This window comes from Pseudomonas edaphica (assembly GCF_965277385.1).
Taxonomy (GTDB): Bacteria; Pseudomonadota; Gammaproteobacteria; order Pseudomonadales; family Pseudomonadaceae; genus Aquipseudomonas; species Aquipseudomonas edaphica.
Genome location: NZ_OZ255725.1, coordinates 3,597,347 through 3,622,475 on the forward strand (window position 1 = coordinate 3,597,347; position 25,129 = coordinate 3,622,475).

Annotated in this window: 21 protein-coding genes; 14 read left to right on the forward strand and 7 right to left on the reverse strand. The window is 61.1% G+C overall.

The window, feature by feature from the left end; all coding sequences use genetic code 11:
- Nucleotides 1-76: 76 nt before the first annotated feature.
- Complete coding sequence (locus ACQY47_RS16230) at nt 77-733, reverse strand: HAD family hydrolase (protein ID WP_428550242.1); 657 nt, start codon at nt 731-733, stop codon at nt 77-79.
- A 143-nt stretch (nt 734-876) separates the two neighbouring features.
- Between ACQY47_RS16230 and ACQY47_RS16235 the strand changes: the two genes are divergently transcribed.
- Together ACQY47_RS16235 and ptsP are read left to right on the forward strand one after the other, a co-directional pair.
- Entirely contained in the window at nt 877-1,356 is a 480-nt protein-coding gene (locus ACQY47_RS16235) for an RNA pyrophosphohydrolase (RefSeq protein WP_003176750.1), read from the forward strand.
- Between the two features lie 22 nt (nt 1,357-1,378).
- Nucleotides 1,379-3,658, forward strand: coding sequence for a phosphoenolpyruvate--protein phosphotransferase (gene ptsP, locus ACQY47_RS16240; protein ID WP_017139499.1), 2,280 nt, complete (start codon nt 1,379-1,381; stop codon nt 3,656-3,658).
- 97 nt (nt 3,659-3,755) lie between these two features.
- On the opposite strand, the gene ACQY47_RS16245 is transcribed toward ptsP, so the two are convergent.
- Nucleotides 3,756-4,502 carry an NRDE family protein gene (locus ACQY47_RS16245; RefSeq protein WP_017139498.1) on the reverse strand — a complete coding sequence of 249 codons (747 nt, stop codon included), beginning with the start codon at nt 4,500-4,502 and terminating at the stop codon, nt 3,756-3,758.
- 212 nt (nt 4,503-4,714) lie between these two features.
- Here ACQY47_RS16245 and lgt point away from each other — a divergent pair, with 212 nt between their 5' ends.
- Both lgt and ACQY47_RS16255 read left to right on the forward strand, forming a co-directional pair.
- Nucleotides 4,715-5,527, forward strand: a complete 813-nt coding sequence (lgt, locus tag ACQY47_RS16250; RefSeq protein ID WP_017139497.1) for a prolipoprotein diacylglyceryl transferase — start codon at nt 4,715-4,717, stop codon at nt 5,525-5,527.
- Nucleotides 5,528-5,580: 53 nt separating this feature from the next.
- Nucleotides 5,581-6,414, forward strand: a complete 834-nt coding sequence (locus tag ACQY47_RS16255; RefSeq protein ID WP_017139496.1) for a thymidylate synthase — start codon at nt 5,581-5,583, stop codon at nt 6,412-6,414.
- A 141-nt stretch (nt 6,415-6,555) separates the two neighbouring features.
- Here the strand turns inward: ACQY47_RS16255 and cadR are convergent, their stop codons facing one another.
- Nucleotides 6,556-7,005: a Cd(II)/Pb(II)-responsive transcriptional regulator gene (gene cadR, locus ACQY47_RS16260; protein ID WP_017139495.1), complete on the reverse strand. Its 450-nt coding sequence runs from the start codon at nt 7,003-7,005 to the stop codon at nt 6,556-6,558.
- Between the two features lie 85 nt (nt 7,006-7,090).
- Between cadR and ACQY47_RS16265 the strand changes: the two genes are divergently transcribed.
- The 8 genes from ACQY47_RS16265 to ACQY47_RS16300 all read left to right on the forward strand — a co-directional run bounded on the left by ACQY47_RS16265 (nt 7,091) and on the right by ACQY47_RS16300 (nt 16,795).
- Entirely contained in the window at nt 7,091-9,385 is a 2,295-nt protein-coding gene (locus ACQY47_RS16265) for a heavy metal translocating P-type ATPase (protein ID WP_428550249.1), read from the forward strand.
- Nucleotides 9,386-9,401: 16 nt separating this feature from the next.
- Nucleotides 9,402-10,265, forward strand: a complete 864-nt coding sequence (locus ACQY47_RS16270) for a LysR family transcriptional regulator (protein WP_428550252.1) — start codon at nt 9,402-9,404, stop codon at nt 10,263-10,265.
- Nucleotides 10,266-10,502: 237 nt separating this feature from the next.
- Nucleotides 10,503-11,567 (forward strand): putative 2-aminoethylphosphonate ABC transporter ATP-binding protein, encoded by a 1,065-nt coding sequence (locus tag ACQY47_RS16275; protein ID WP_017139492.1) that lies wholly within the window; start codon nt 10,503-10,505, stop codon nt 11,565-11,567.
- Between the two features lies 1 nt (nt 11,568).
- On the forward strand, nt 11,569-13,293 hold the full coding sequence (locus tag ACQY47_RS16280; RefSeq protein WP_236446421.1) for a putative 2-aminoethylphosphonate ABC transporter permease subunit: 1,725 nt from the start codon (nt 11,569-11,571) through the stop codon (nt 13,291-13,293).
- Between the two features lie 22 nt (nt 13,294-13,315).
- On the forward strand, nt 13,316-14,341 hold the full coding sequence (locus ACQY47_RS16285) for a putative 2-aminoethylphosphonate ABC transporter substrate-binding protein (RefSeq protein ID WP_428550257.1): 1,026 nt from the start codon (nt 13,316-13,318) through the stop codon (nt 14,339-14,341).
- 128 nt (nt 14,342-14,469) lie between these two features.
- A complete protein-coding gene (locus ACQY47_RS16290; RefSeq protein WP_428550260.1) occupies nt 14,470-15,606 on the forward strand; it encodes a TIGR03364 family FAD-dependent oxidoreductase in 1,137 nt (378 codons plus the stop codon).
- Nucleotides 15,603-16,157: a phosphonate degradation HD-domain oxygenase gene (locus tag ACQY47_RS16295; RefSeq protein ID WP_428550263.1), complete on the forward strand. Its 555-nt coding sequence runs from the start codon at nt 15,603-15,605 to the stop codon at nt 16,155-16,157. Before ACQY47_RS16290 ends, ACQY47_RS16295 begins: the two co-directional genes overlap by 4 nt.
- Before the next feature lie 92 nt (nt 16,158-16,249).
- Nucleotides 16,250-16,795, forward strand: coding sequence for a hypothetical protein (locus ACQY47_RS16300; RefSeq protein ID WP_428550266.1), 546 nt, complete (start codon nt 16,250-16,252; stop codon nt 16,793-16,795).
- A 5-nt stretch (nt 16,796-16,800) separates the two neighbouring features.
- On the opposite strand, the gene ACQY47_RS16305 is transcribed toward ACQY47_RS16300, so the two are convergent.
- Together ACQY47_RS16305 and ACQY47_RS16310 are read right to left on the reverse strand one after the other, a co-directional pair.
- Nucleotides 16,801-18,168, reverse strand: a complete 1,368-nt coding sequence (locus ACQY47_RS16305; protein WP_428550269.1) for a DUF3482 domain-containing protein — start codon at nt 18,166-18,168, stop codon at nt 16,801-16,803.
- Nucleotides 18,161-19,540, reverse strand: a complete 1,380-nt coding sequence (locus ACQY47_RS16310) for a DUF2868 domain-containing protein (protein WP_428550272.1) — start codon at nt 19,538-19,540, stop codon at nt 18,161-18,163. Before ACQY47_RS16310 ends, ACQY47_RS16305 begins: the two co-directional genes overlap by 8 nt.
- Nucleotides 19,541-19,609: 69 nt before the next feature.
- Between ACQY47_RS16310 and ACQY47_RS16315 the strand changes: the two genes are divergently transcribed.
- The gene (locus ACQY47_RS16315) at nt 19,610-20,122 is read left to right on the forward strand and encodes a dihydrofolate reductase (RefSeq protein WP_176991632.1); all 513 of its coding nucleotides are present in this window, start codon (nt 19,610-19,612) and stop codon (nt 20,120-20,122) included.
- A 95-nt stretch (nt 20,123-20,217) separates the two neighbouring features.
- Here ACQY47_RS16315 and ACQY47_RS16320 read toward each other — a convergent pair whose 3' ends face one another.
- Entirely contained in the window at nt 20,218-21,609 is a 1,392-nt protein-coding gene (locus tag ACQY47_RS16320; RefSeq protein ID WP_219269877.1) for an L-cystine transporter, read from the reverse strand.
- Between the two features lie 241 nt (nt 21,610-21,850).
- On the opposite strand from ACQY47_RS16320, the gene ACQY47_RS16325 reads away from it, so the two are divergent.
- Entirely contained in the window at nt 21,851-22,909 is a 1,059-nt protein-coding gene (locus tag ACQY47_RS16325; protein WP_017139480.1) for a hypothetical protein, read from the forward strand.
- A 177-nt stretch (nt 22,910-23,086) separates the two neighbouring features.
- Here ACQY47_RS16325 and ilvD read toward each other — a convergent pair whose 3' ends face one another.
- A complete protein-coding gene (ilvD, locus tag ACQY47_RS16330) occupies nt 23,087-24,928 on the reverse strand; it encodes a dihydroxy-acid dehydratase (RefSeq protein WP_017139479.1) in 1,842 nt (613 codons plus the stop codon).
- Nucleotides 24,929-25,129: the final 201 nt, after the last annotated feature.

Genomic DNA, 25,129 nt, shown 5'->3' on the forward strand with positions numbered 1-25,129 from the left:
CAGGCAAGCCAGCTCCCACATTTTGATCTGTGAATACATCTAAAGTGTGGGAGCTGGCTTGCCTGCGATGGCGTCATCAGCCGCGCAGGGTAATCACCGGCCAGCCACGCTTCTCGGCTTCGGCACGCAAATTCGGGTCCGGGTCCACCGCCACCGCATGCGCTACCTGCTCCAGCAACGGCAAATCATTCATCGAATCGCTATAGAAGTAGCTGTCTTCCAGGCTGTACCCGGTTTCTTCCAGCCAACGATTCAAGCGCGTCACTTTGCCTTCACGGAAGCACGGGATATCCGTGCTGCGCCCGGTATACCGGCCGTTTTCCATCTCGCATTCAGTGGCGATCAGGGTTTCAACCCCCAGCAGCTCGGCGATCGGTGCGGTCACGAAGCGGTTGGTGGCGGTGATGATCACCAGCTTGTCGCCAGCGGCGCGGTGTTTGGCCAGCAGCTCGTCGGCGAGCGGCAGCATCAGTGGGGCGATGCAGTCGCGCATGAAGTCGCGGTGCCATTCGTCCAACTGGGCCATCTCGGTGCGGCCAAGGATTTCCAGGCTGAAGTTCAGGTAGGCGGCGTTATCCAGCTTGCCGGCCAGGTAATCCTGGTAAAACTCGTCGTTGCGGGCTTTGTAGGCCACCGGGTCAAGAATCCCACGCTCACAGAGGTAATCGCCCCACGCGTGATCGCTGTCACCGCCGAGAAGCGTGTTGTCCAAGTCGAATAAAGCCAGGCGCATTGCAGTTACTCGCTGAAAAGTCTGTAAAAAGGCGTCCAGAATACGGTCTTTTCACAAGAGTGCACATAAGGTAAGAAGCCTCGTTGCCGCTGGAACAACCTTTGTGGAACAATGCGGCGACATGCGTTTGCGAGGTTGTTGCCGTGATCGACCCCGATGGTTTCCGTCCTAATGTCGGGATTATTCTTACGAATGATGCCGGACAGGTGCTATGGGCTCGCCGAATCAACCAAGATGCCTGGCAGTTTCCTCAAGGCGGAATCAACCCCGACGAGACCCCTGAAGACGCCTTGTACCGTGAGTTGAATGAAGAAGTCGGCCTTGAGCGCGAAGATGTGCAAATTCTGGCCTGTACCCGTGGCTGGTTGCGCTATCGTTTGCCGCAACGCCTGGTGCGTACCCACAGCCAACCGCTGTGCATCGGCCAGAAGCAGAAATGGTTTCTTTTGCGCCTGATCTCCAACGAGCAGCGGGTGCGAATGGATTTGACCGGTAAACCGGAGTTCGATGGCTGGCGCTGGGTCAGCTATTGGTACCCGTTGGGCCAGGTGGTGACATTCAAGCGCGAGGTTTATCGTCGCGCTCTCAAAGAGCTTGCCCCGCGCCTTTTAGCGCGCGACTGACGACGGAGTTCGACCCCGAGCCATGCTCAATACGCTGCGCAAGATCGTCCAGGAAGTTAACTCCGCCAAGGATCTCAAGGCGGCGTTGGGGATTATTGTGTTGCGCGTCAAGGAAGCCATGGGCAGCCAGGTCTGCTCGGTTTACCTGCTGGACCCAGAGACCAACCGTTTTGTGCTGATGGCCACCGAGGGCTTGAACAAGCGCTCGATCGGCAAGGTCAGCATGGCGCCCAATGAAGGTCTGGTGGGCCTGGTGGGGACGCGTGAAGAACCCCTGAACCTTGAAAACGCGGCCGATCACCCGCGTTATCGCTACTTTGCCGAAACCGGCGAAGAGCGCTACGCCTCGTTCCTCGGCGCACCGATCATTCACCACCGCCGCGTTGTCGGCGTGTTGGTCATCCAGCAAAAAGAACGCCGCCAGTTCGATGAAGGCGAAGAAGCCTTCCTCGTGACCATGAGCGCGCAGCTCGCCGGGGTTATTGCCCACGCTGAGGCGACGGGTTCGATTCGTGGTTTGGGCCGTCAGGGCAAGGGCATCCAGGAAGCCAAGTTCGTCGGCGTGCCAGGTTCGCCGGGCGCTGCGGTCGGTACGGCCGTGGTCATGCTGCCGCCAGCCGACCTGGATGTGGTGCCGGACAAAACCGTCGATGACATCGACGCTGAAATCAAACTGTTCAAGACTGCCCTGGAAGGCGTGCGCGCCGACATGCGCAACCTGTCGACCAAGCTGGCCACGCAACTGCGCCCCGAAGAGCGCGCGCTGTTCGACGTGTACCAGATGATGCTCGACGACGCGTCCCTGGGTAACGAAGTCAAAACCGTGATCAAGACCGGCCAGTGGGCCCAGGGCGCGTTGCGCCAGGTGGTCACCGATCACGTCAACCGTTTCGAACTGATGGACGACGCCTACCTGCGTGAGCGCGCCTCGGATGTGCGCGACCTCGGCCGCCGTCTGCTGGCCTACTTGCAGGAAGACCGCACCACCAACCTGGTCTACCCCGACAACACCATCCTGATCAGTGAAGAACTGACCGCCACCATGCTCGGCGAAGTGCCAGAGGGCAAGTTGGTGGGTTTGGTGTCGGTACTGGGTTCGGGTAACTCCCACGTCGCGATCCTGGCTCGGGCCATGGGTATTCCGACGGTAATGGGCCTGGTGGACCTGCCGTATTCCAAGGTCGACGGCATCGACATGATCGTCGACGGCCATCGTGGCGAAGTCTTTACCAACCCCAGCGAGCTGCTGCGCAAGCAATACGCCGAGGTGGTGGAAGAAGAGAAGCAACTGGCGCTGGGCCTCGATTCGCTGCGCGAGCTGCCATGCGTCACCCTCGATGGCCACCGTGTGCCGCTGCTGGTCAACACCGGCTTGCTGGCCGATGTGGCCCGAGCGCAACAGCGCGGCGCTGAAGGTGTGGGGCTGTACCGCACCGAAGTGCCGTTCATGATCAACCAACGTTTCCCGAGTGAGAAGGAGCAGCTGGCGATTTATCGCGAGCAACTGTCCGCCTTCCACCCGTTGCCGGTGACGATGCGCAGCCTGGACATCGGCGGCGACAAGTCACTGTCGTATTTCCCGATCAAGGAAGACAACCCCTTCCTTGGCTGGCGCGGTATTCGTGTAACCCTCGACCACCCTGAAATTTTCCTCGTCCAGACCCGCGCCATGCTCAAGGCCAGCGAAGGCCTGAACAACCTGCGTATCCTGCTGCCGATGATCTCCGGCACGCACGAGCTGGAAGAAGCGCTGCACCTGATCCACCGCGCCTGGGGCGAAGTACGCGACGAAGGCGCCGACGTGCCGATGCCACCGATTGGCGTGATGATCGAAATTCCGGCGGCGGTGTACCAGGCCAAAGAACTGGCGCGGCAAGTGGACTTCCTCTCGGTCGGCTCCAACGACCTGACCCAGTACCTGCTGGCCGTGGACCGCAACAACCCACGGGTGGCCGACCTCTACGATTACCTGCACCCGGCAGTGCTGCAAGCCCTGCAGCATGTGGTGCGCGACGCCCATGCCGAAGGCAAGCCGGTGAGCATCTGCGGTGAAATGGCCGGCGACCCGGCGGCAGCGGTGCTGTTGATGGCAATGGGCTTTGATAGCCTGTCGATGAACGCCACCAACTTGCCGAAGGTGAAGTGGATGTTGCGTCAGGTTGAGCTGAGCATGGCCAAGGACCTGCTTGCCGAGTTGATGACCATCGACAACCCGCAAGTTATCCACAGCTCGCTGCAACTGGCGCTGAAGAACCTGGGGCTGACGCGAATGATCAACCCGGCTTCTGCAAAAACCCTCTAGACCGCTATCGCAGGCAAGCCAGCTCCCACATTTGACTGTGTTCACAGTTCAACATGTGGGAGCTGGCTTGCCTGCGATGACGGCAGCCCAAGCGCCATCAAATGTTCAGTTCGACCTCTCCCAGCCGACCACCCAACGGCCCAAAACTACGCTCCACCATCTGCCGCGACCCATCGGCATTCACAATCAACGCCGTACTCGCCCGCGTTCCATAACTGGGGCTGGCAATAAACACGCTGGAGAGCAGGCTTTCGGTCGCCAAGCCCACGCCGGTGTCCGGCAAGTCGGCAAATGGCGCAGTCTGCGGGTCGCTCAAGATTTCCAGCAAGGCCTGCGGCTGTGGGTGCTCCAGCAATTCACTCAACGCCGCCCTGGCCTTGAGCAATTTGGGCCAGGGCGTATTCAGGCCGGCATTCGACAGGCCATAAACCCCAGCCTCCAACCGCGTCGGCTCGGTCTCATTGGCGTTGTAATGCCACAGCTCATCCCGCGTGCCTACCAGCAGGTTAAAACCGGAGTATTCAATCGAACGGCCGTTAACATCGGCCAAATATTCGTCAATTGGCAGCGATCCACTGAGAAATCGCGCCACCAACTCCCCTCGGGACTTACGTGCAGGCGGCTGGTGCGGGTCGCGAATATTGGTCAGGGCAGCAAACCGCCCCTCGGCGTTCACCCCAAGCCAGGTGCCACCGGCTTCCTGGTCGCGACCAGCGTAGACATGTGGCGCATCCGGCCACTGAGCCAGCGGCAGGCTGGGGCGGGCGTAGAACTCATCACGGTTGGCCGCGACGATCAGCGGCTGGGCATGGCCCGGCCGCCAGGCGAAAACAATCAGGCACATAAGGCGTTCCCTTTGTGTTTTGTTCACTCTACCCATACAGCGGATGGCTATCCATCGTATCGAAGTTGGGCCGAGCGCCTTCCATCCGTTAACATGCCGGGCTATTGGGCGTGTCTAACCTTCTTAATTTGAAATTGCGGCTGTAACGCAGGCTTAATCCCACACCGGCATGGTCCGGTGCGCCATGACTATTGATTTAACGAGGAGTCGCAATGCTGCCTTACCCGCAGATCAACCCGGTGGCCGTGGCCATCGGTCCGCTGCAAATCCATTGGTACGGGTTGATGTACCTGATCGGCATCGGCGGTGCCTGGCTGCTGGCTTCCCGGCGCCTGAACCGTTTTGACCCGACCTGGACCAAGGAGAAGCTCTCCGACATGGTGTTCTGGATGTCGATGGGCGTGATCGTCGGCGGACGCCTGGGGTATGTGCTGTTCTACGATCTTCCGGCCTATATCGCCAACCCGACGCTGATTTTCGAAGTGTGGAAGGGCGGCATGGCGTTCCACGGTGGCTTTGTCGGTGTGATGATCGCCGCGTGGTGGTTCGGCCGCCGCAACGGCAAGTCGTTCTTCCAACTGATGGACTTCGTCGCACCGTTCGTGCCGATTGGCCTGGGTGCCGGGCGTATCGGTAACTTCATCAACGCCGAGTTGTGGGGCAAGCCGAGCGACGTGCCGTGGGCCATGGTGTTCCCACCCTTCAGCGACCCGGCGCAACTGCCACGCCACCCGTCGCAGCTCTACCAGTTCGCGCTGGAAGGTGTGGCACTGTTCCTGATTCTTTATATCTTCTCGCGCAAGCCACGCCCAACCATGGCGGTTTCCGGCATGTTTGCGTTGTTCTACGGGATCTTCCGCTTCATCGTCGAGTTCGTCCGCGTGCCGGATGCACAGCTGGGCTACCTGGCGTGGGGCTGGTTGACCATGGGGCAGATTCTCAGCATGCCGATGATCCTGGCGGGCCTGGGCCTGCTGTGGTGGGCGTACAATCGCCCGCAAGGCATCAAGAACGCCGCGCTTTAAATTCGAATGCCGAGGCTTTTGCGAGCCTCGGCTTCTTTGATACGGGTAAAAACATGAAGCAATATCTCGAACTACTGAACGACGTCGTGACCAATGGATTGACCAAGGGCGATCGCACCGGCACCGGCACCAAAGCCGTGTTTGCCCGTCAGTATCGGCATAACTTGGCCGACGGCTTCCCGCTGCTGACCACCAAGAAGCTTCATTTCAAAAGCATCGCCAACGAATTGATCTGGATGTTGAGCGGCAATACCAACATCAAGTGGCTGAACGAAAACGGCGTGAAAATCTGGGACGAATGGGCCACCGAAGACGGCGACCTCGGCCCGGTGTACGGCGAGCAGTGGACCGCCTGGCCAACCAAGGACGGCGGCACCATCAACCAGATCGACTACATGGTCGACACGTTGAAAAACAACCCCAACAGCCGTCGCATCCTGTTCCACGGCTGGAACGTCGAATACCTGCCGGACGAAACCAAGAGCCCGCAGGAAAACGCGCGCAACGGCAAGCAAGCCCTGCCGCCGTGCCACCTGCTGTACCAGGCGTTTGTGCATGACGGCCATCTGTCGATGCAGTTGTACATCCGCAGCTCCGACGTATTCCTCGGCCTGCCGTACAACACCGCCGCGCTGGCGTTGCTGACCCATATGCTGGCCCAGCAATGCGACCTGATCCCGCACGAGATCATCGTCACCACCGGTGACACCCATGCCTATAGCAACCATATGGAACAGATCCGTACGCAGCTGGCGCGCACGCCGAAGAAGCTGCCGGAACTGGTAATCAAGCGTAAGCCGGCGTCGATTTACGACTACAAGTTCGAAGATTTCGAGATTGTGGGCTACGACGCCGATCCGAGCATCAAGGCTGACGTCGCCATCTAAAGACCGCCTCGGTCAAAAATGTGGCAACTGGCTTATGTGGGAGCTGGCTTGCCTGCGATAGCGAAGTGTCAGGCGATACAAATGCCTCTGATCCACCGCTATCGCAGGCAAGCCAGCTCCCACAGTTGTTCTGTGTGCACCTTAATGCCCGTGGCTTCTGCCCACATGCGAAGGCTCCGCCTCGCTGGCCGCCACACTGCCGCTGACCTCCAGCCGCTGCAAAATCCCGCACTGGTCCAGATCCGGCCCACCGCCGCAGCGTTGGCGCAGGTCGAGCAATTGCGCCTGCAACGCCAACAGCCCATCGATCCGCGCTTTCACATGGTGGATATGCTCGTCGATCAACGCATTCACACTCTCGCACTGGTCCTGCGGGCTGTCGCGCAGCCCCAGCAGGCTGCGGATTTCTTCAAGCGTCATGTCCAGGCTGCGGCAGTTGCGGATAAAGATCAGCCGTTCGGTGTGCGCCTGGGTGTACACGCGATAATTGGCATCGGTGCGTGCCGGAGGCGGCAGCAGACCTTCTTTCTCGTAATAACGGATGGTTTCCACCTGACAATCGGTCAGTTTGGCCAATTCGCCGATCTTCATCGCAGCAATCTCCAAATGGGTGCTTGACCCTATAGTGGCTACAGGGTCTTTACTTGGCAACAGGCACCTTTACGGACGCGACAGAATGAGCGATTCCATCCACACCCCGAAAAAACATGATCACTCGCACGATCATGACCATGACCATAGCCACGAACATGGCCACGACCACGGCGCCAAGCTGACGCCGGTCACAAAGCATGAGCATGGCAGCCATGGCGATTCCTGCTGTTCCAGCAAGGTAGCGCCTGCTGTGGTCACGCTAAACGAAGCGCCCACGGCCGGCTCGCGCCTGAGCGCCTTCCGCATCGAAGCCATGGACTGCCCCACCGAGCAGACGCTGATCCAGAACAAACTGGGCAAGCTCGCCGGTGTGCAGCAGCTGGAATTCAACTTGATCAACCGCATCCTTGGCGTCACCCATGACCTGCCGAGCACTGCGCCGATTATCGCGGCGATCAAATCCATCGGTATGCAGGCCGACCCTATCGAAGAGGGTACGCCTGCTGCCGCGCCGCCTGCCAAGAAGCATTGGTGGCCGTTGGCGGTGTCCGGCGTAGGCGCGTTGGGCGCCGAAGTGCTGCATTTCACCGGCGTAGCACCGACCTGGGTGATCGCGCTGGTGGCGCTGGTGTCGATCCTCAGCGGCGGCCTCACCACCTATAAAAAGGGCTGGATCGCCCTGAAAAACCTCAACCTGAACATCAACGCGCTGATGAGCATCGCGGTGACTGGCGCGATCCTGATCGGCCAGTGGCCGGAAGCGGCCATGGTGATGTTCCTGTTCACAGTGGCCGAGCTGATCGAAGCCAAGTCTCTGGACCGTGCGCGTAACGCCATCAGTGGCTTGATGCAGATGACGCCGGAACAGGCCACGGTGCAGCAAGTCGACGGTTCGTGGCTTGAACAGGAAGTAAAAAGCATTGAATTGGGCGCGATCGTGCGGGTAAAACCCGGCGAGCGCATTGGCCTGGACGGTGAAGTCATCGCCGGCCAATCCACCATTGATCAGGCACCGATCACCGGCGAAAGCCTGCCGATTGAAAAAACCGTGGGCGACAAAGTCTTCGCCGGCACCATCAATCAGGCCGGGTCCCTTGAGTACAAGGTCACCGCAGCGGCCAACAATTCCACCCTGGCGCGCATCATTCACGCGGTGGAACAGGCTCAGGGCGCACGGGCGCCGACCCAGCGCTTTGTCGACAGCTTCTCGAAGATCTACACCCCGGCAGTCTTCCTGTTTGCCTTGGGCGTGGCGATTATCCCGCCGCTGTTCATGGCGGGCGTGTGGTTCGACTGGATCTACCGCGCCCTCGTATTGCTGGTGGTCGCGTGCCCATGCGCCTTGGTGATTTCCACCCCAGTGACCATCGTCAGCGGCCTCGCGGCTGCGGCGCGCAAAGGCATCCTGATCAAGGGCGGCGTGTACCTGGAGGGCGGTTACAAACTCGACTACCTGGCCCTCGACAAGACCGGCACCATCACCCACGGCAAACCGGTGCAAACCGATTATCTGGCGCTGTTCCCCAACGTCGAAGACAGCGCACCCGCCCTGGCCGCCAGCTTGGCCGGGCGCTCCGACCACCCGGTGTCGCTGGCTATCGCCAAGGCAGCTGTGGATAAAAATCTGCCAAGCCACGTTGTGGATAACTTCGAGGCGCTGGCTGGTCGCGGTGTGCGTGGCGACATCAACGGCGAAACCTACCACTTGGGCAACCACCGTCTGGTGGAAGACCTGGGCCTGTGCTCGCCGGCGCTCGAAGAAAAGCTGTTCGCCCTGGAAAAACAAGGCAAGTCCGTGGTGCTGCTGCTCGACAAGTCCGGCCCGCTGGCATTGTTCGCCGTGGCCGACACAGTAAAAGACAGCAGCCGCGAAGCCATCCAGCAACTGCACGAGCTGGGCATCAAGACCCTGATGCTCACCGGCGACAACACCCACACCGCCCAGGCGATTGCAGCGCAGGTTGGCATTGATCAGGCCCAGGGCGACCTGTTGCCCACTGACAAGCTGCAAGCCATCGAAACCCTCTACGGCCAAGGCCACCGGGTGGGCATGGTCGGCGACGGCATCAACGACGCTCCGGCCCTGGCCCGCGCCGAAATCGGCTTTGCCATGGCCGCAGCCGGCACCGACACGGCGATCGAGACCGCCGACGTGGCGTTGATGGACGATGATCTGCGCAAGATTCCGGCATTCATTCGTCTGTCGCGGCAAACGTCGAGTATCCTCAAGCAGAACATCGCCCTGGCGTTGGTGATCAAGGCGATCTTCCTGGCGGTCACGTTCCTGGGCATGGCGACCATGTGGATGGCGGTGTTCGCGGACATGGGCGTGAGCCTGCTGGTGGTGTTCAATGGTCTGCGCCTGTTGCGCAAATAGAGGATGAGAGGGCGGTGTGCTGAGTGCTGAGTTAAAGGCGTTTTTTATGGTCGCCCGCCTGGGCAGCATTACCCAGGCGGCGAAAAAACTCGGCTTGAGCCAGCCCACCGTCACCACCCAGATTCGCAACCTGGAAAGCCAATACGGCGTTGAACTGTTCTACCGCGGCGGGCGCCGCCTCACCGTCAGCGACGACGGCGCGCGCTTGCTGCCGATGGTCAAGACGCTGTTGCAGCATGAAGCCGATATCGAGTTTTTCCTGCGCAATACTGGCCAGGTCCAGGGCGCCTTGAGGATTGCCGCCACGGCGCCGTACTACATCCTCGATCTGGTCAAAGCCTTTCGCGAACGCCTGCCCCATGTGGACGTCTCGGTGGAAATCGGCAATTCCCAACAGGTGCTCGAAGCGCTGGACGATTACCGCGTCGACGTCGCTGCCTCCTCGCAACTGCTCGAAGACCCACGCCTGATCCGTCGCGTGCTGGGCACCGACCCGCTGGTGCTGGCGGTGCATCGCAATCATCCCCTGGCGAAGCTTGAGCATGTGCCGTTGAGTGCGCTGGCCGGGCATACCTTGCTGATGCGCGAAGCCGGCTCCACCACGCGGCGGCTGACTGAAGAGATGTTGCAGGGCGCAGGCGTCAGTTACGGGCCGTTGCTGGAAATCGGCAGCCGTGAGTCGATTCGTGAAGCCGTGTTGCGCAATATCGGCATCAGCATCATCGCCCGCCAGGAAGTGCCCCATGACCCGCAACTGCGGGTGCTGACCATCGAGAATGCGCCGCAGATTCCCGAGTATTTGTACTGCCTCAAAGAGCGCAAAGGCGCGCGGTTGCCGGCGGCGTTTCTGGGGCTGGCGCAGGAAATGTCGCCACTCTGAAGTGCTGTGCTGGCTTTTGAATCGCCATCGCAGGCAAGCCAGCTCCCACATTTAGATATGTGAATACATTCAAAGGTGGGAGCTGGCTTGCCTGCGATGAGGCCCGCCCCGACACCACACCGCTGAAGTCCTACACAAATCCACCAATACCACTATCACTGCCTTTTGCCTTTCTGCCACAAGAGGGACGCATTGCCCGCCTAGCATGGCCTTCATCAGTTTGATGAGGTGCCTTGCATGAACACAGCCCTGACCCAACCCGGTGCGCCAATGAAGGTGCGCGGTATCCAGAAACGCTTCGGCGCATTCACCGCGCTGGACAACGTGTCCCTGGAGGTCGCGGCCGGCGAGCTGGTGTGCCTGCTAGGCCCGTCCGGCTGCGGCAAAACCACCTTGCTGCGCTGTATCGCCGGCCTGGAGCGCCAGGACAGCGGTGAGCTTTACCTGGGCAACCGCGATGTTTCCTTGCTACCGCCGCAGGCGCGGGACTACGGCATTCTGTTCCAGTCCTACGCGCTGTTTCCCAATCTGACTGTCGAAGCAAACATCGGCTACGGCCTTACCGGCAGTGGTCGCGACGAAGTGCGCAAGCGTGTCGGGCAGATGCTTGAACTGGTCGGCCTGGTCGGCAGCGAAAAAAAGTACCCCGGCCAACTCTCCGGCGGCCAACAACAGCGCGTCGCCCTGGCCCGCGCCCTGGCACCGGCGCCATCGCTGCTGCTGCTGGACGAACCCATGTCGGCCCTCGACGCCCGTGTGCGCGAGCATCTATGTACCGAGCTGCGCCAATTGCAACGGCGCCTGGGCATTACCACGTTGATGGTCACCCACAACCAGGACGAGGCCATGCTGATGGCCGACCGCATCGCGGTGATGAACAACGGCAAGGTCGAGCAGTACGCCACGCCCCAGGAAATCTACGACCGCCCGGCCACGCCGTTCGTGGCGGAGTTTGTCGGCCAGGGCAACTGGCTGCCGTTCAGCCGCAGCAGTGACAGTCATGCCCAAGTCGGCGGCCTGCACATGCGCCTGGATGACAGCGCCAGCAAGGCCAAGTCCGGCCGCTTGTTCTGCCGCCCGGAAGCCATCAGCGTCAACCCGCTGGTGCATGAAGAAAACCTGTTCCCGGCCAAGGTCCGCGAGATCACTTTCCTCGGCAACCGCTGCCGCATGAGCTTTGAGCTGGAGCAATTGCCTGGCCACCCGCTGTTGGCCGAACTGGCCCCCGAAGCCATGCCGCGCCTGGGTGCGCAGGATATCTGGGTGGCCCTGCCGCCGCGCAGCCTGCAGGTGTTTGCCTGAGATGGCTGCTGATATGAGTCTGCCGATACCCGACCACGTGGCTCGTCAGGTTTCCCGCGCTGAGCTTGGCGACCGCCTCTTTGTGGTCGGCGGCAAGCTGCTTTGGTTACTCCTGCTGGGCATTGCGGTGTTGTTGCCGTTGCTGGCGATCTTCTGGCGCGGCTTCAGCAGCGAAGCCGGGCAGGGCGGCGGCCTGGTCGCGGCGCGAGAGCTGGTGACCAGCGCCAACTTCCATTGGTTGTTGGGCAATAGCCTGAAAGTGTCCCTCAGTGTGGCGGCCATCGTCGTACCGCTGGCCTACCTGTTTGCCTACGCACTGCAACGCACGCTGATTCCCGGCAAGCCGATCTGGCGCGGCCTGTCACTGCTGCCATTGATGGCCCCTTCGATGTTGCCGGGTATTGCGCTGGTCTATCTGTTCGGCAACCAGGGCATGTTGCGTGGTTTGCTCTCGGACAATATCTACGGCTTCTGGGGCATTGTGCTGGGTGAAGTGATCTACACCTTCCCACATGCCCTGATGATTCTGCTGTCGGCGCTGTCCCTGGCGGATGCGCGCCTGTTCGATGCCGCCTCCAGCATGGGCGCCAGCCCGGCCCGGGCGTTTCGCAGCATTACCTGGCCGGCCACGCGTCAGGCGGTATTCGCGGCGTTTTGCCTGGTGTTCACCCTGACCATCACCGACTTCGGCGTGCCCGTGGTGGTGGGTGGCGATTATCAGGTGTTGGCGCTGGAAGCCTACAAGGCGGTGGTCGGCCAGCAACAGTTCGGTCGCGGCGCCTTGATCGGCATGGTGTTGTTGCTGCCGGCGCTGTTCAGCTTTGCTGTGGATGCCTGGCTGCGCCGCCGTCATGGCGACGCCATGAGCGGCCGCGCCCAAGTGTTCCAGCCGGCGCCGTCGCGCTTAAGAGATGGCTGCTACCTGGCGATTGTGTTGTTGATCTGCGCCGTGTTGCTGCTGGTGTTCGGCATGGCGGTGTATTCCTCGCTGGTGAAGTTCTGGCCGTACAACCTCTCTCTATCGCTCAATCACTACCAGTTTGAAGACACGGCCGGCGGCGGCTGGCTGGCCTATCGCAACAGCCTGACCATGGCGCTGTGCACCGCGCTGATCGGCAGTGTGCTGATCTTCACCGGCGCCTACCTGATGGAAAAGACCAAGGGCCAGAAAGGCCTGAACCTGGCGCTGCGCATGCTCAGCTTTGTGCCGATGGCTGTGCCGGGCTTGGTGCTGGGCCTGGGTTATGTGTTCTTCTTCAACCTCAACGGCAACCCGCTGCACGTGTTCTACGGCACCATGACGTTGCTGGTGGTGTGCACCATTGCGCACTACCTGACCACCGCGCAAATGACCGCAACCACTGCGCTGCGCCAATTGGACGCCGAGTTCGAAGCCGCTGCGCTGTCCCTCAAGGCGCCGCTGTACCGCCACTATCTGCGTGTCACCGTGCCGATCTGCCTGCCCGCGCTGCTGGATATCGTGCGCTACCTGTTTGTGTCGGCGATGACCACCGTGTCCGCCGCGATCTTCCTCTACAGCCCCGACACCATCCTCGCCGCCGTCGCCGTGTTGAACATGGACGACGCCGGCAATGTGGGCGGCGCTGCGGCCATGTCGACCCTGATCCTGTTCACGTCGGCCGGCGTCTCGCTGCTGCTGGCGTGGGCCTCACGTGGCGCCTTGCGCCGCTCCCAAGCCTGGCGCCAAACCGCGCCCGGCCAATAAAAATCCCTGAAGGAGGTGCTCCATGTTCAAGCCCTTGGCCCTGGCCGCTGCTCTACTCAGCGCATTCAGCCTGAATGCCTTTGCCGCCAAAACCGAGTTGACGGTGTACACGGCCCTCGAAGCCGAGCAGTTGAAGACCTACAAACAGGCCTTCGAAAAAGCCAACCCGGATATCGATATCAAGTGGGTGCGAGACTCCACCGGCATCATCACTGCCAAACTGCTGGCCGAAAAAGCCCGCCCGCAGGCGGATGTGGTGTGGGGGCTGGCTGCCTCCAGCCTGGCGATTCTCGATCAGCAAGGCATGCTGGATAGCTACGCGCCCAAGGACTTGGACAAGATCGGCAAAAACTACCGCGACGCCGCTAACCCACCCGCCTGGGTCGGCATGGACGTGTGGGCTGCGACCATCTGCTTCAACACTGTCGAAGCCGAGAAACAAGGCCTGACCAAGCCGGTGAGCTGGCAAGACCTGACCAAGCCTGAGTACAAGGGCAAGATCGTGATGCCGAACCCGGCGTCGTCCGGCACCGGTTTCCTGGATGTGAGCGCCTGGCTGCAGACCTTCGGCGAGAAGCAGGGCTGGCAGTACATGGACGACCTGCACCAGAACATCGGCCAGTACGTTCACTCCGGCTCCAAGCCGTGCAAGCTGGCGGCTTCCGGGGAATTCCCGATTGGTATTTCGTTTGAGTACCCGGCCGTGCAGCTCAAACGCCAAGGCGCGCCGCTGGACATTATCTTGCCCAAAGAAGGCTTGGGCTGGGACATCGAAGCGACTGCCGTGATCAAGGGCACTGCTCACGCCGATGCGGCCAAAAAACTTGCCGACTTCTCCGCCAGCCCCGCTGCGATGGAGCTGTACAAGGACAACTTCGCCGTCCTCGCCCAGCCGGGTATCGCCAAGCCGCAGACCGAATTGCCGGCTGACTACGAACAACGCCTGATCAAGAACGACTTCGCCTGGGCCTCGAAAAACCGCGACAGCATCCTGACCGAATGGCGCAAGCGCTATGACGGCAAGTCGGAGAAGGTAGCGGGTCAGTAAGGTTTTCGTTAGGGCTGATGGCCTCTTCGCAGGCAAGCCAGCTCCCACATTATTTGATCGGGTTCGCAAATCAAAATGTGGGAGCTGGCTTGCCTGCGATAGTGGCTTCACATTCAGGACATATCTTCATGACACAACACAGCGACCTGCTGGTCATCGGCGCCGGCATCCTCGGCCTGTCCCACGCCTACGCCGCCGCCAAACGTGGCCTCAAGGTCAAGGTCTTCGAGCGCAGCGCCACACCGCTGGGCGCCTCCGTGCGCAACTTCGGCCAGGCACTGGTCACCGGCCAACCCCCAGGGCCGATGCTTGATCTGGCGCAGGAAAGCCGTGATATCTGGGCGCACTGGGCAAAAGTGGCTGGTATCCAGCTCAAGCGCAACGGCTCCTACCTGTTCGCCCGCACCGAAGCCGAAGAACATCTGCTGGAAGCCTTCTGCGCTGGCCGGGCGCAAGAACACGACTACAACGTCGAGCTGTTGCAAGGCGCGGCGCTGAAAGACCTGTACGGCGGCCAGTTTCGCCATCACCGTGCCGCGCTGCATGGCAAGGATGATCAGCAACTGTATTCGCGCGAAGCGATCCCGGCGCTGATCAATTACCTGGCCCAGGAATTGAAGGTGCAGTTCTATTTTTCCACCCTGGTGCGCGACGTTGAGCCTAGCCAGGTACACACTACCGCGGGCAGCTTTCGCGGTGAGCAGGTCATCGTATGCTCCGGTCACGATTACCAGACGTTGTTGGCCGATTCGATGGCCGAGCTCAACCCGAGCATCTGTCGCCTGCAAATGCTGCGCGCCCGGCCTGCGCTCAACCTGAACCTGCAACACGCATTGCTCACGGGCCTTAGTTGCGTGCACTACGGCGCGTTTGCCGACCTGTCGGAAGCTGCGCCAGTGCAGGCGCAGATCTTGCGCGAAGCGCCGCATTTGCAAGAGCATGGGATTCACTTACTGATCAGTCCGACACCGCAGGGCGAGCTGATCATCGGCGACTCCCATGACTACGGCAGCGACGCATCGCCGTTCAATGCCGAGCAAGTCGATGATTGGCTGATCGAGCTGGCGGAGCAGACGCTGGGCTGCAAAATCCAGGTGGTGGAACGCTGGCAAGGTGTGTATGGCTCTCGCGGCCCGGCGCCGTTTTCATTCCTGCGTGCGGCGCCGGGCGTGAGCGCGGCGTTGATGCACTCCGGCGTAGGCATGAGCGTTGGCCCGGCGATGGCCGAGCGAAATATCACAGCATTGTGGGGAGACGCATCATGAATCCGGAACAGGCAATCGCCGAAGTCTTCGGCTTATACGAACAGCACGGCGCGGCCGATTACATCGGCGAGCCAGTGTCGCAGATCGAGCACATGTCCCAGGCTGCGCAGTTGGCCATGGCCGAAGGCTTCGACGATGAGGTGGTGCTGGCGGCGTTTTTCCACGACATAGGGCATCTCTGCGGCCAGGGCGGCGAGAACATGGGCGGTTATGGCGTGGTCAGCCACGAGCGCCTGGGCGCGGATTATCTACGCCGCGCAGGTTTCAGCGAGCGCATGGCCAAGCTGGTGGAGTATCACGTGCAGGCCAAGCGCTACCTGACCTTCAGTCAGCCGGACTACTACGCGCGCTTGAGCGAAGCCAGCCGCCGTACGCTGGGTTACCAAGGTGGTGTGATGACAGCCGAAGAGGCGCGCGCCTTTGAACAAGACCCGCTTTGCGCCGTCAGTTTGCGCATGCGCCATTGGGATGAACAGGCTAAGGAAATGCACGTGCCGCTGCTGGATTTGCAAATACTCAAAGCCAAGGCTTCAAGGCTACTGGTTGCGTAGACAGGCCTTACGCAAAACGCAGATGCGCCATCTGGAACACTGCTTGCTACGTCAATAAGGTGCTTGCTTCTTCAACTTAAGGAGCAACGCCGATGCGCTATTTAAAAACTATCGCTCAGAGCAAGAGCTGCCATGGCCCCGCTGATACCGTCGTCCTGCAGTTTTATCAACATCACGCCGACTGCCCGGATGAAATGATTTACGAGTTCATCGGTGTGGATACGACAGCTGATGGTGAGGTGGATTTTTTGCAGTTGGGCGATCTGAATCCTCACGCCCACCTGGAAGCATTGGACCTGGATATGCGCAAGCTTGGGGCCTTTGCCAATAGCTGCTTGAAGCTCAACTGGTTTAACGCAGAGGGCCAATCGCAGCGATCGCTGGTCCTGTATGTCGACCATTTCGGCAAAACCAAACGGCCAAATGCGGTCAAGCTCGACTTCTTTGAAATCAGTGCGTCGGGAGGCAAAACGTCGTTGATCTACACGGCCGCTGCCTATGACGGTGACAGCGATGGCGTGTTGGAGTCATTTACCAACAGCGATATCGACCGCAGCGGGGTGGCCAACAAGGCCGATAAAGAATTGACCCGCTCGCTCTGCACGGCCTTCCTGGCTTTGGCATGGTATGAGGTGTAACTGCGTTACCTATCACCAAGGCGTGCAGCCAAGATCTCGACCTGTTCTTGGCGCTCGGCCTGGCTCAGCTTGGCGTGAGGGTTGAGCGACGACCATTGCGGATGGGCGCGCGCCTTATGCAGCGGATCCGGCAGCTTGCCTTCGCGCCAGGTTTTGTCCTGCGGCGTGTCAACCTTGATGCTGTGCATCGCCGCATGGCCGCGCAGGTTCAGGGCCTTGAGCAATTGACGTTGGCGCAGGGCGAGCAGGCGTAAAACGCTGTCGTCGACGGTCAGCTCGCGCTGGCCCTTGATCTTGCCCAGCAGGCGGCTGCCGTAGCTGCGTGCGGTTTGCAGTGCGCCACCGGCAATGGCACCGGCAATGGCGGCGGCGCCGAGGGTGAGACCGCCGACCAGCAGGTCCACACCCGCACCGGCTGCCGCGCCTGCGGCGATCCCGCCGCCGACCCGAACGCCGAGTTGTTTGAGGGTTTCGGGGTTGAACAGGTCATCGCCCCAGCGGCCATCCAGCAAGGGCAGGTCGCTGGCCGCGGCGTCCTGTGGGCGAAAACCGAATAGCTTGAGCAACGCCTCTACGCATTTCTGTTCGCGCTGGCGCACGGCTTTGCGCAAATCAGCGATGGCTTGCTGCTCATCTTCGGTGACCACACTGCGCCGGCATGCGGCGCAGTCGATCAGCAGCTCGGCGATCAAGCGCGCAGCGCTTTGCTGGCGGGCCAGGCGTTGGGCTTGCTGATCGAGGATCAGGCGTTCCAATTGCGGCCGTGAGTTTTCCAGCAGCAGTGCCAGGCTTTCATACAAGCGGCGTTCGCCGTCTTCCGGCGGCGCCACGCTGTCGAAGCGCACCAACGCATGCAGGCCGAGGCGGGCCAGGGCTTCGCGCCAGTCCGGCTCGCGGTGGTCGTTGCTGCTGACGAAGTTGAGCACCGGCAGCAATGGCTTGCCGCAACTGGCCAGCACTTGCAGCTCGTCGCGGTACTTGGCCAGCACTGGTTCGCGGGCGTCGATCACGTACAAACCGGCGTCCGAGGCCAGCAGTTGGCGCAGCACTTTGGCTTCCTGTTCAAAACGCTGGCGGGCTTCGCTGCCTTCCAGGAACCGCGCCAGGCGAGCCGGGCCATCGAGGCGTTCGCCGGGTCGGTCCAGGCGTTCCAGGTAATCAAGCAACGCGATGGCATCTTCCAGGCCGGGTGTGTCGTACAGCTCCAGCAAGGCTTCGCCATCGACTGACAGGCGCGCGCCTTCCACATGGCGGGTGGTGCTGGGGCGATGGGAGACTTCGCCAAAGCCCACATCACGGGTCAACGTGCGCAGCAGCGAAGTTTTGCCGACGTTGGTGTGGCCGACCACGGCGAGCTTCAGTGGTTTAGTCATGACCGGTCTCCAGCCAGTTCAGCGGCGCACTGTCGGCGAACGGCAGCTCCAGCTGTTGCAGCGCGGCGTGCCAGTCGCCCAGGCGCTCGGCGTCCAGCGCCTGGCCGGGTGGCGCCTGCAACAGCCATACGCGGGTGGCGGTGGCGCTGCGGGCCAGCTCGGCGATCAACGCCAGGCTGCCACGATCCGGTGAGCGGCGCGGGTCACAGGCGATGGCCAGGCGTGCGGGCGGGAAGCGCGTGAGTTGTTCCAGCAGTTTGTTGCGCGATTCGCGGCTGTCGAGGATACCGGCGTTTTTGATGTTGCTCGGTAGCTTCGGCGGCCACGGGTGTTGACCGTCGAGTTCGATGGCCACCAGCAGGGCGCCGTTGCTTTCCAGCTCGCTGATGCCGCCGGTGACGTGGTGCAGTTGTTCGGGCGCGGCGTCGTTGACGCCCAGCCGTTCACTGCTCGGCATCAGGCGTTCGCGCAGTTGGCTGTAGCCAGGCAGGTTAAGGTCCAGGCGCAACGCAGCGCGCCCGCGTTTCCAGCGCCACAGGCACAGCAGGGCGAGGAGCAATCTGGGCAGCAGGCCGTACACCAGCAGTACGCCTACCAGCCACGCGGCCCAGGCCTGGCGGGCGCTTTCGATATTCAGGGCCGAGTCGCCGCTGGCGCGGATCATCTCCACCGTCGGCACATTAAAGCCCAGCAAGGCGGGCAGGCTGCCGAGGGCTTGGGTGACGGCAACAAAGGTATCGGCGCCGAGGATGGTGGTTTCCCACACAAAACCGTAGCGCCGCGTAGCCAGCAGTGTCAGCAGAATGACCAGGGCGCTGAGCAATGCCAGCAACCACAGGCTGTTGACCAGCACACCCACGGCCCAACGGTTGAGTTTCTGGCGCTGCAACAACAGCAGCAAGGCTGGCGCCAATTGCGCGGCTTTGGCATCCCGGGCAAGCTTTTCGCTGAGCCACAACCACAGCCGCCCGAGGCTGGCGCTGTGTTCACCGGCAAACAGCAAGCCCAAGGCCCAGCTGATTAACAGGATCAGGTTCAAGCCGAGCAGGCTGCCCAAGGCCCAGAACACGTTCACCGGCGTCAGGCCGTTGCCCAAGGCGGCAAAGGCCAGCCCAGCGCCACTGATAACGGCGACCACCGCCAGCAGCACCAACGCCAAACGAGCGCCTTGTAGCCAGCGGGTGAGGGCGGCGGTCAGCCCATCGCGCTCGGCCAGTTGCAGGGCACGCTGCTGGATGCGCGTCGCCAGGTCGCCACCGGCCGCGCGGGCCAGCCGGTTGGCTTCCAGGTCTTCCAAGGGGCCTGCGTGTTCTTCGCGCAGGCGCACGGTTTCGGTCAGCCAAAGTGTATGCAGCGGGTTCAGAGCAGTCACGCGCCGTCCTGTTGAGCAAGTGAGCTTGGAGCATAACCGCAGACTCGTGGCTCTGGTATTCTCGTCGGCATGAAAAAAACTCTCCCTTTAAGCCTGATCGCAGCCCTTGGTGAAAACCGGGTGATCGGCGTCGACAACAGCATGCCCTGGCATTTGCCGGGGGATTTCAAATATTTCAAAGCCACCACGCTCGGCAAGCCGATCATCATGGGGCGCAAGACCTGGGATTCCCTGGGCCGACCGTTGCCGGGGCGCTTGAACATTGTGGTCAGCCGTCAGACCGGCTTGGCGCTGGAAGGTGCGGAAGTTTTTCCGTCACTGGACGCGGCGGTTGAGCGGGCTGAAGCCTGGGCGCTGGAACAGGGCGTGGATGAGCTGATGCTGATCGGCGGTGCGCAGCTGTATGCGCAGGGGCTGGCGCAGGCGGATCGCCTGTATTTGACGCGGGTGGCGTTGAGCCCGGAAGGCGATGCATGGTTTCCGGAGTTTGATTTGAACCAGTGGAAGTTGGTGTCAAACGTCGAGAACCTGGCTGAAGGCGATAAGCCTGCCTACAACTTCGAAGTCTGGGAAAAAGCCTAAAAGCATCGCAGGCAAGCCAGCTCCCACAGTTGACCGATTTCTCCTGAGGAAACCGATTCAAGTGTGGGAGCTGGCTTGCCTGCGATAGCGGTCTATCAGACCTGCGCCAACTCCGCATGCTCATCAGCATCCAGCAGCGCTTTATCCGTCTGCCCCATGACCTGGCTGGTAATCGCCCCGGCCGTCATCGAACCATTCACGTTCAACGCCGTGCGGCCCATGTCGATCAGCGGCTCCACGGAAATCAGCAGTGCTACCAGTGACACCGGCAAGCCCATCGCCGGCAGCACGATCAGCGCGGCAAAGGTCGCACCACCGCCCACGCCTGCCACACCGGCCGAACTCAAGGTCACAATCGCCACCAGCGTCGCGATCCACAGCGGGTCCAGCGGGTTGATGCCCACGGTCGGTGCAACCATCACCGCCAGCATGGCTGGGTAGAGACCGGCGCAACCGTTCTGGCCGATCGTCGCGCCAAACGAGGCGGCAAACCCGGCGATGGACTGCGGGATCCCCAGACGGCGGGTCTGCGCTTCAATGCTCAGCGGAATGGCTGCCGCACTGGAGCGACTGGTGAAGGCAAACGTCAGCACCGGCCACACCTTGCGGAAGAACCGCAGCGGGTTGATCCCGGCCAGCGACAGCAATAGGCCGTGAACCACAAACATCAGCCCCAGAGCCAGATAAGACACCACTACAAAACTGCCGAGCTTGATGATGTCTTGCAGGTTGGAGCCGGCGACTACCTTGGTCATCAGCGCCAGCACGCCGTAGGGCGTCAGCTTCATCACCAGGCGCACCAGGCGCATGACCCAGGCTTGCAGGGTGTCGATGGCGTTGAGCACTTTCTGGCCTTTTTCCACGTCATCCTTGAGCAGTTGCAGTGCGGCAACCCCCAGGAATGCAGCGAAAATCACCACGCTGATGATCGACGTCGGCTTGGCGCGGGCCAGGTCGGCAAACGGGTTGGCCGGTACGAACGACAGCAGCAGCTGCGGGATATTCAGGTCGGCAACCTTGCCTGCGTAATCACTCTGGATCACTTGCAGGCGTGCCATCTCCTGGGTGCCCGCCACCAGACCTTCGGCGGTCAAGCCGAACAGATTGGTCAGGCCGATACCGATCAGCGCCGCAATCGCGGTGGTGAACAGCAGCGTGCCGATGGTCAAAAAGCTGATCTTGCCCAGGGACGAGGCGTTATGCAGGCGCGCCACAGCACTGAGGATCGAGGCGAACACCAGCGGGATCACGATCATTTGCAGCAGTTGCACGTAACCATTGCCGACCAGATCAAACCAGCTGATCGAGGCCTTCAGCACCGGGTTGCCGTCGCCATAAATGGTGTGCAACACCGTGCCGAACACCACGCCCAATACGAGGGCAAACAGCACCTTCTTGGCGAGGCTCCAGTTCGTGCGACGGGTTTGTGCCAGGCCCAGCAACAGGGCCACGAACACCAGTAAGTTGAGAATCAGGGGCAGATTCATTGAAGCTCCGTTGAGAAGGCAGCCAATCGCGTGAGCCTGCGATTGCGAACCGGGAAGCCTAACAGTTTGAAATATATTGATTTAATACCAATATGGAATGGCGACTGTCGTTTTTGGAATAAGCATTTGGCGCTCAGGCACATGCCCTTGGCGTTATCACGACGCAAGCGGTCGTGCTCGGGCGATAACTGTCATACAGATTTGTTAGCGTCGGTGTCTTTCACTCAGGGAGAAAACGCTTATGAAGCTCGCGCCAAAACTACTTGCCGCCGCCTTCTGCCTCGGCCTCGTCAGCCAGGCATTTGCCGCCACAGAGTTGAAACACTGGCCGGCGCCGGCCGCCGAGCAACTGAACAAGATGATCGCCGCCAACGCCAACAAGGGTAACTTCGCGGTGTTCGACATGGACAACACCAGTTACCGCTACGACCTCGAAGAGTCCTTGCTGCCCTACATGGAAAACAAGGGCCTGATCACCCGCGAGAGCATGGACCCATCGCTGAAGCTGATGCCGTTCAAGGACACCGCCGACCACAAGGAAAGCCTGTTCAGCTACTACTACCGCCTTTGCGAAGTCGACGACATGGTCTGCTACCCATGGGTTGCGCAGATTTTCTCGGGCTTCACCCTCAAGGAACTCAAGGTCCAGGTGGACGAGCTGATGGCTTCCGGCAAGCCGGTGCCGGTCACCTACTTTGAAGGCGATGTGGTGAAGAAGTCTGAGGTGCAGCCGCCGAAAGTCTTCACCGGCCAGGCCGAGCTGTACAACAAGCTGATGGAAAACGGCATCGAGGTGTATGTGATGACCGCCGCCTCCGAGGAGTTGGTGCGTATGGTCGCCGCCGATCCGAAGTACGGCTACAACGTCAAACCCGAGAACGTCATCGGCGTGAGCACCTTGCTCAAGGATCGCAAGACCGGCGAACTGACCACTGCGCGTAAGCAGATCACTGCGGGCAAGTATGACGAGAAGGCCAACCTTGGCCTGGAACTGACGCCGTACTTATGGACTCCGGCGACCTGGATGGCCGGCAAGCACGCTGCGATCCTGACGTACATCGACGAGTGGAAGAAACCAGTGATCGTCGGCGGTGACACACCGACCAGCGACGGTTACATGCTGTTCCACGATGTGGACGTGGCCAAGGGTGGCATTCACTTGTGGATCAACCGCAAGGACAAATACATGACCCAGCTCAACGGCATGATGGCCAAGCACGCGGCTGCTCAGGCCAAGGAAGGCTTGCCGGTGACGGCGGACAAGAACTGGGTGATCGTCAAGCCGGACGAAATCCAGTAACGCGGTCAGTGTGGGAGCTGGCTTGCCTGCGATAGCGATCGGTCAGGCTCAGAGAGGCAAGCTGAGACGCCGCCATCGCAGGCAAGCCAGCTCCCACAGTTGATCTCTGTTGTCTGGGGAGTTTTATTCAGACAAAAAAATGCCCCGCACGTGGCGGGGCTTTTTTATGCGCGGGGCTTACAGGCCGTCGAGCATCGCCTTGTTACGCACAGCACCTTTGTCGGCACTGGTGGCCAACAGGGCGTAAGCCTTCAACGCGGTGGTGACTTTGCGCGGACGCTTCTCCACCGGTTTCCAGCCTTTCTTGTCCTGCTCAACCCGGCGTGCCGCCAGTTCTTCGTCGCTGATCAACAGGTTGATCGAGCGGTTCGGAATGTCGATCAGCACCTTGTCGCCGTCCTGCACCAGACCAATCGCGCCACCGGCAGCGGCTTCTGGCGAAGCGTGGCCGATCGAGAGGCCCGAGGTGCCGCCAGAAAAGCGGCCGTCGGTCAGCAAGGCGCAAGCTTTGCCCAGGCCTTTGGATTTCAGGTAAGACGTCGGGTAGAGCATCTCCTGCATACCCGGGCCGCCTTTCGGGCCTTCGTAGCGGATGATCACGATGTCGCCTTCTTTCACTTCGTCGGCGAGGATGCCGCGTACCGAGCTGTCCTGGCTTTCGTAGATCTTGGCGCGGCCTTCGAACACGTGGATGGATTCATCCACACCGGCGGTTTTCACCACGCAGCCGTCCAGGGCAATGTTGCCGTACAGCACGGCCAGGCCGCCTTCTTGCGAGTAGGCGTGCTCGACACTGCGGATGCAGCCGTTTTCACGGTCGTCATCCAGGGTTTCCCAACGTGTCGACTGGCTGAACGCGGTCTGGGTCGGGATACCCGCCGGGCCAGCCTTGAAGAAGTGATGCACCGCTTCGTCGTCAGTCTGAGTGATGTCCCACTTGGCGATGCCTTCGGCCAGGGATTTGCTGTGCACAGTCGGCAGGTCGGTGTGCAACAGGCCGCCACGGGCCAGCGAGCCAAGAATCGAGAAGATCCCGCCGGCGCGGTGCACGTCTTCCATGTGGTACTTCTGGATATTCGGCGCGACTTTGCACAGTTGCGGCACATGACGGGACAGGCGGTCGATGTCGCGCAGGTCGAAGTCGATCTCGGCTTCTTGCGCTGCGGCCAGCAAGTGCAGGATGGTGTTGGTGGAACCGCCCATGGCGATGTCCAGGGTCATGGCGTTCTCGAACGCCTTGAAGTTGGCGATATTGCGCGGCAACACCGACTCATCGTTCTCGGTGTAGTAACGCTTGCACAGCTCGACGATGGTGCGGCCAGCCTGCAGGAACAGCTGTTCGCGGTCGCTGTGGGTGGCCAGGGTGGAACCGTTGCCCGGCAAGGCCAGGCCCAGGGCTTCGACCAGGCAGTTCATCGAGTTGGCGGTGAACATGCCGGAGCACGAACCGCAGGTCGGGCAGGCGCTGCGTTCGTATTCCGCGACCTTCTCGTCAGAAGCGCTGGAATCGGCGGCGATGACCATGGCGTCGACCAGGTCGAGGCCGTGGGAGGCGAGCTTGGTCTTGCCGGCTTCCATCGGGCCGCCGGAGACGAAGATCACCGGGATGTTCAGTCGCAGGGCGGCCATCAACATGCCAGGGGTGATCTTGTCGCAGTTCGAGATGCAGACGATGGCATCGGCGCAGTGGGCGTTGACCATGTATTCCACGGAGTCGGCAATGATCTCGCGGCTCGGCAGCGAATACAGCATGCCGTCGTGGCCCATGGCGATGCCGTCATCCACGGCGATGGTGTTGAATTCCTTGGCGACGCCACCGGCGCGTTCGATCTCGCGGGCGACCAGCTGGCCCAGGTCCTTGAGGTGGACGTGGCCCGGTACGAACTGGGTAAAGGAGTTGGCAATCGCGATGATCGGCTTCTTGAAGTCGTCATCTTTCATCCCCGTGGCACGCCACAGTGCGCGCGCGCCGGCCATGTTGCGGCCGTGGGTGGATGTTTTCGAGCGGTAATCTGGCATGGAGCACTCCGGGCGGCTAATCAAGTACTAAAGGGAAGTGAGCTTCTATTGACGTATGGAGCACTCAGAAAATGGCCGTGTGTCCAAACGTTGCCACTCGCGTCGCGGGATCGCCGCGTGCCTGGGCCTCGAGCTCATAAACCCGCCGGGGGATGACTGGCGATGAATAAGGCCGATTCTACACCGCTGGCGGCTGGAGGG

Excerpts from the sequence above, each read along its gene's own strand:
- ptsP (WP_017139499.1), top strand. The coding sequence starts at position 1,379 with ATGCTCAATACGCTGCGCAAGATCGTCCAGGAAGTTAACTCCGCCAAG.
- ACQY47_RS16300 (WP_428550266.1), top strand. The coding sequence starts at position 16,250 with ATGCGCTATTTAAAAACTATCGCTCAGAGCAAGAGCTGCCATGGCCCC.
- ACQY47_RS16275 (WP_017139492.1), top strand. The coding sequence starts at position 10,503 with ATGAACACAGCCCTGACCCAACCCGGTGCGCCAATGAAGGTGCGCGGT.
- ACQY47_RS16280 (WP_236446421.1), top strand. The coding sequence starts at position 11,569 with ATGGCTGCTGATATGAGTCTGCCGATACCCGACCACGTGGCTCGTCAG.
- ACQY47_RS16230 (WP_428550242.1), bottom strand. The coding sequence starts at position 733 with ATGCGCCTGGCTTTATTCGACTTGGACAACACGCTTCTCGGCGGTGAC.
- ACQY47_RS16320 (WP_219269877.1), bottom strand. The coding sequence starts at position 21,609 with ATGAATCTGCCCCTGATTCTCAACTTACTGGTGTTCGTGGCCCTGTTG.
- ACQY47_RS16285 (WP_428550257.1), top strand. The coding sequence starts at position 13,316 with ATGTTCAAGCCCTTGGCCCTGGCCGCTGCTCTACTCAGCGCATTCAGC.
- ACQY47_RS16255 (WP_017139496.1), top strand. The coding sequence starts at position 5,581 with ATGAAGCAATATCTCGAACTACTGAACGACGTCGTGACCAATGGATTG.
- ACQY47_RS16325 (WP_017139480.1), top strand. The coding sequence starts at position 21,851 with ATGAAGCTCGCGCCAAAACTACTTGCCGCCGCCTTCTGCCTCGGCCTC.
- ACQY47_RS16315 (WP_176991632.1), top strand. The coding sequence starts at position 19,610 with ATGAAAAAAACTCTCCCTTTAAGCCTGATCGCAGCCCTTGGTGAAAAC.
- ACQY47_RS16290 (WP_428550260.1), top strand. The coding sequence starts at position 14,470 with ATGACACAACACAGCGACCTGCTGGTCATCGGCGCCGGCATCCTCGGC.
- ACQY47_RS16245 (WP_017139498.1), bottom strand. The coding sequence starts at position 4,502 with ATGTGCCTGATTGTTTTCGCCTGGCGGCCGGGCCATGCCCAGCCGCTG.
- ACQY47_RS16305 (WP_428550269.1), bottom strand. The coding sequence starts at position 18,168 with ATGACTAAACCACTGAAGCTCGCCGTGGTCGGCCACACCAACGTCGGC.
- ilvD (WP_017139479.1), bottom strand. The coding sequence starts at position 24,928 with ATGCCAGATTACCGCTCGAAAACATCCACCCACGGCCGCAACATGGCC.
- ACQY47_RS16295 (WP_428550263.1), top strand. The coding sequence starts at position 15,603 with ATGAATCCGGAACAGGCAATCGCCGAAGTCTTCGGCTTATACGAACAG.
- ACQY47_RS16265 (WP_428550249.1), top strand. The coding sequence starts at position 7,091 with ATGAGCGATTCCATCCACACCCCGAAAAAACATGATCACTCGCACGAT.
- lgt (WP_017139497.1), top strand. The coding sequence starts at position 4,715 with ATGCTGCCTTACCCGCAGATCAACCCGGTGGCCGTGGCCATCGGTCCG.
- cadR (WP_017139495.1), bottom strand. The coding sequence starts at position 7,005 with ATGAAGATCGGCGAATTGGCCAAACTGACCGATTGTCAGGTGGAAACC.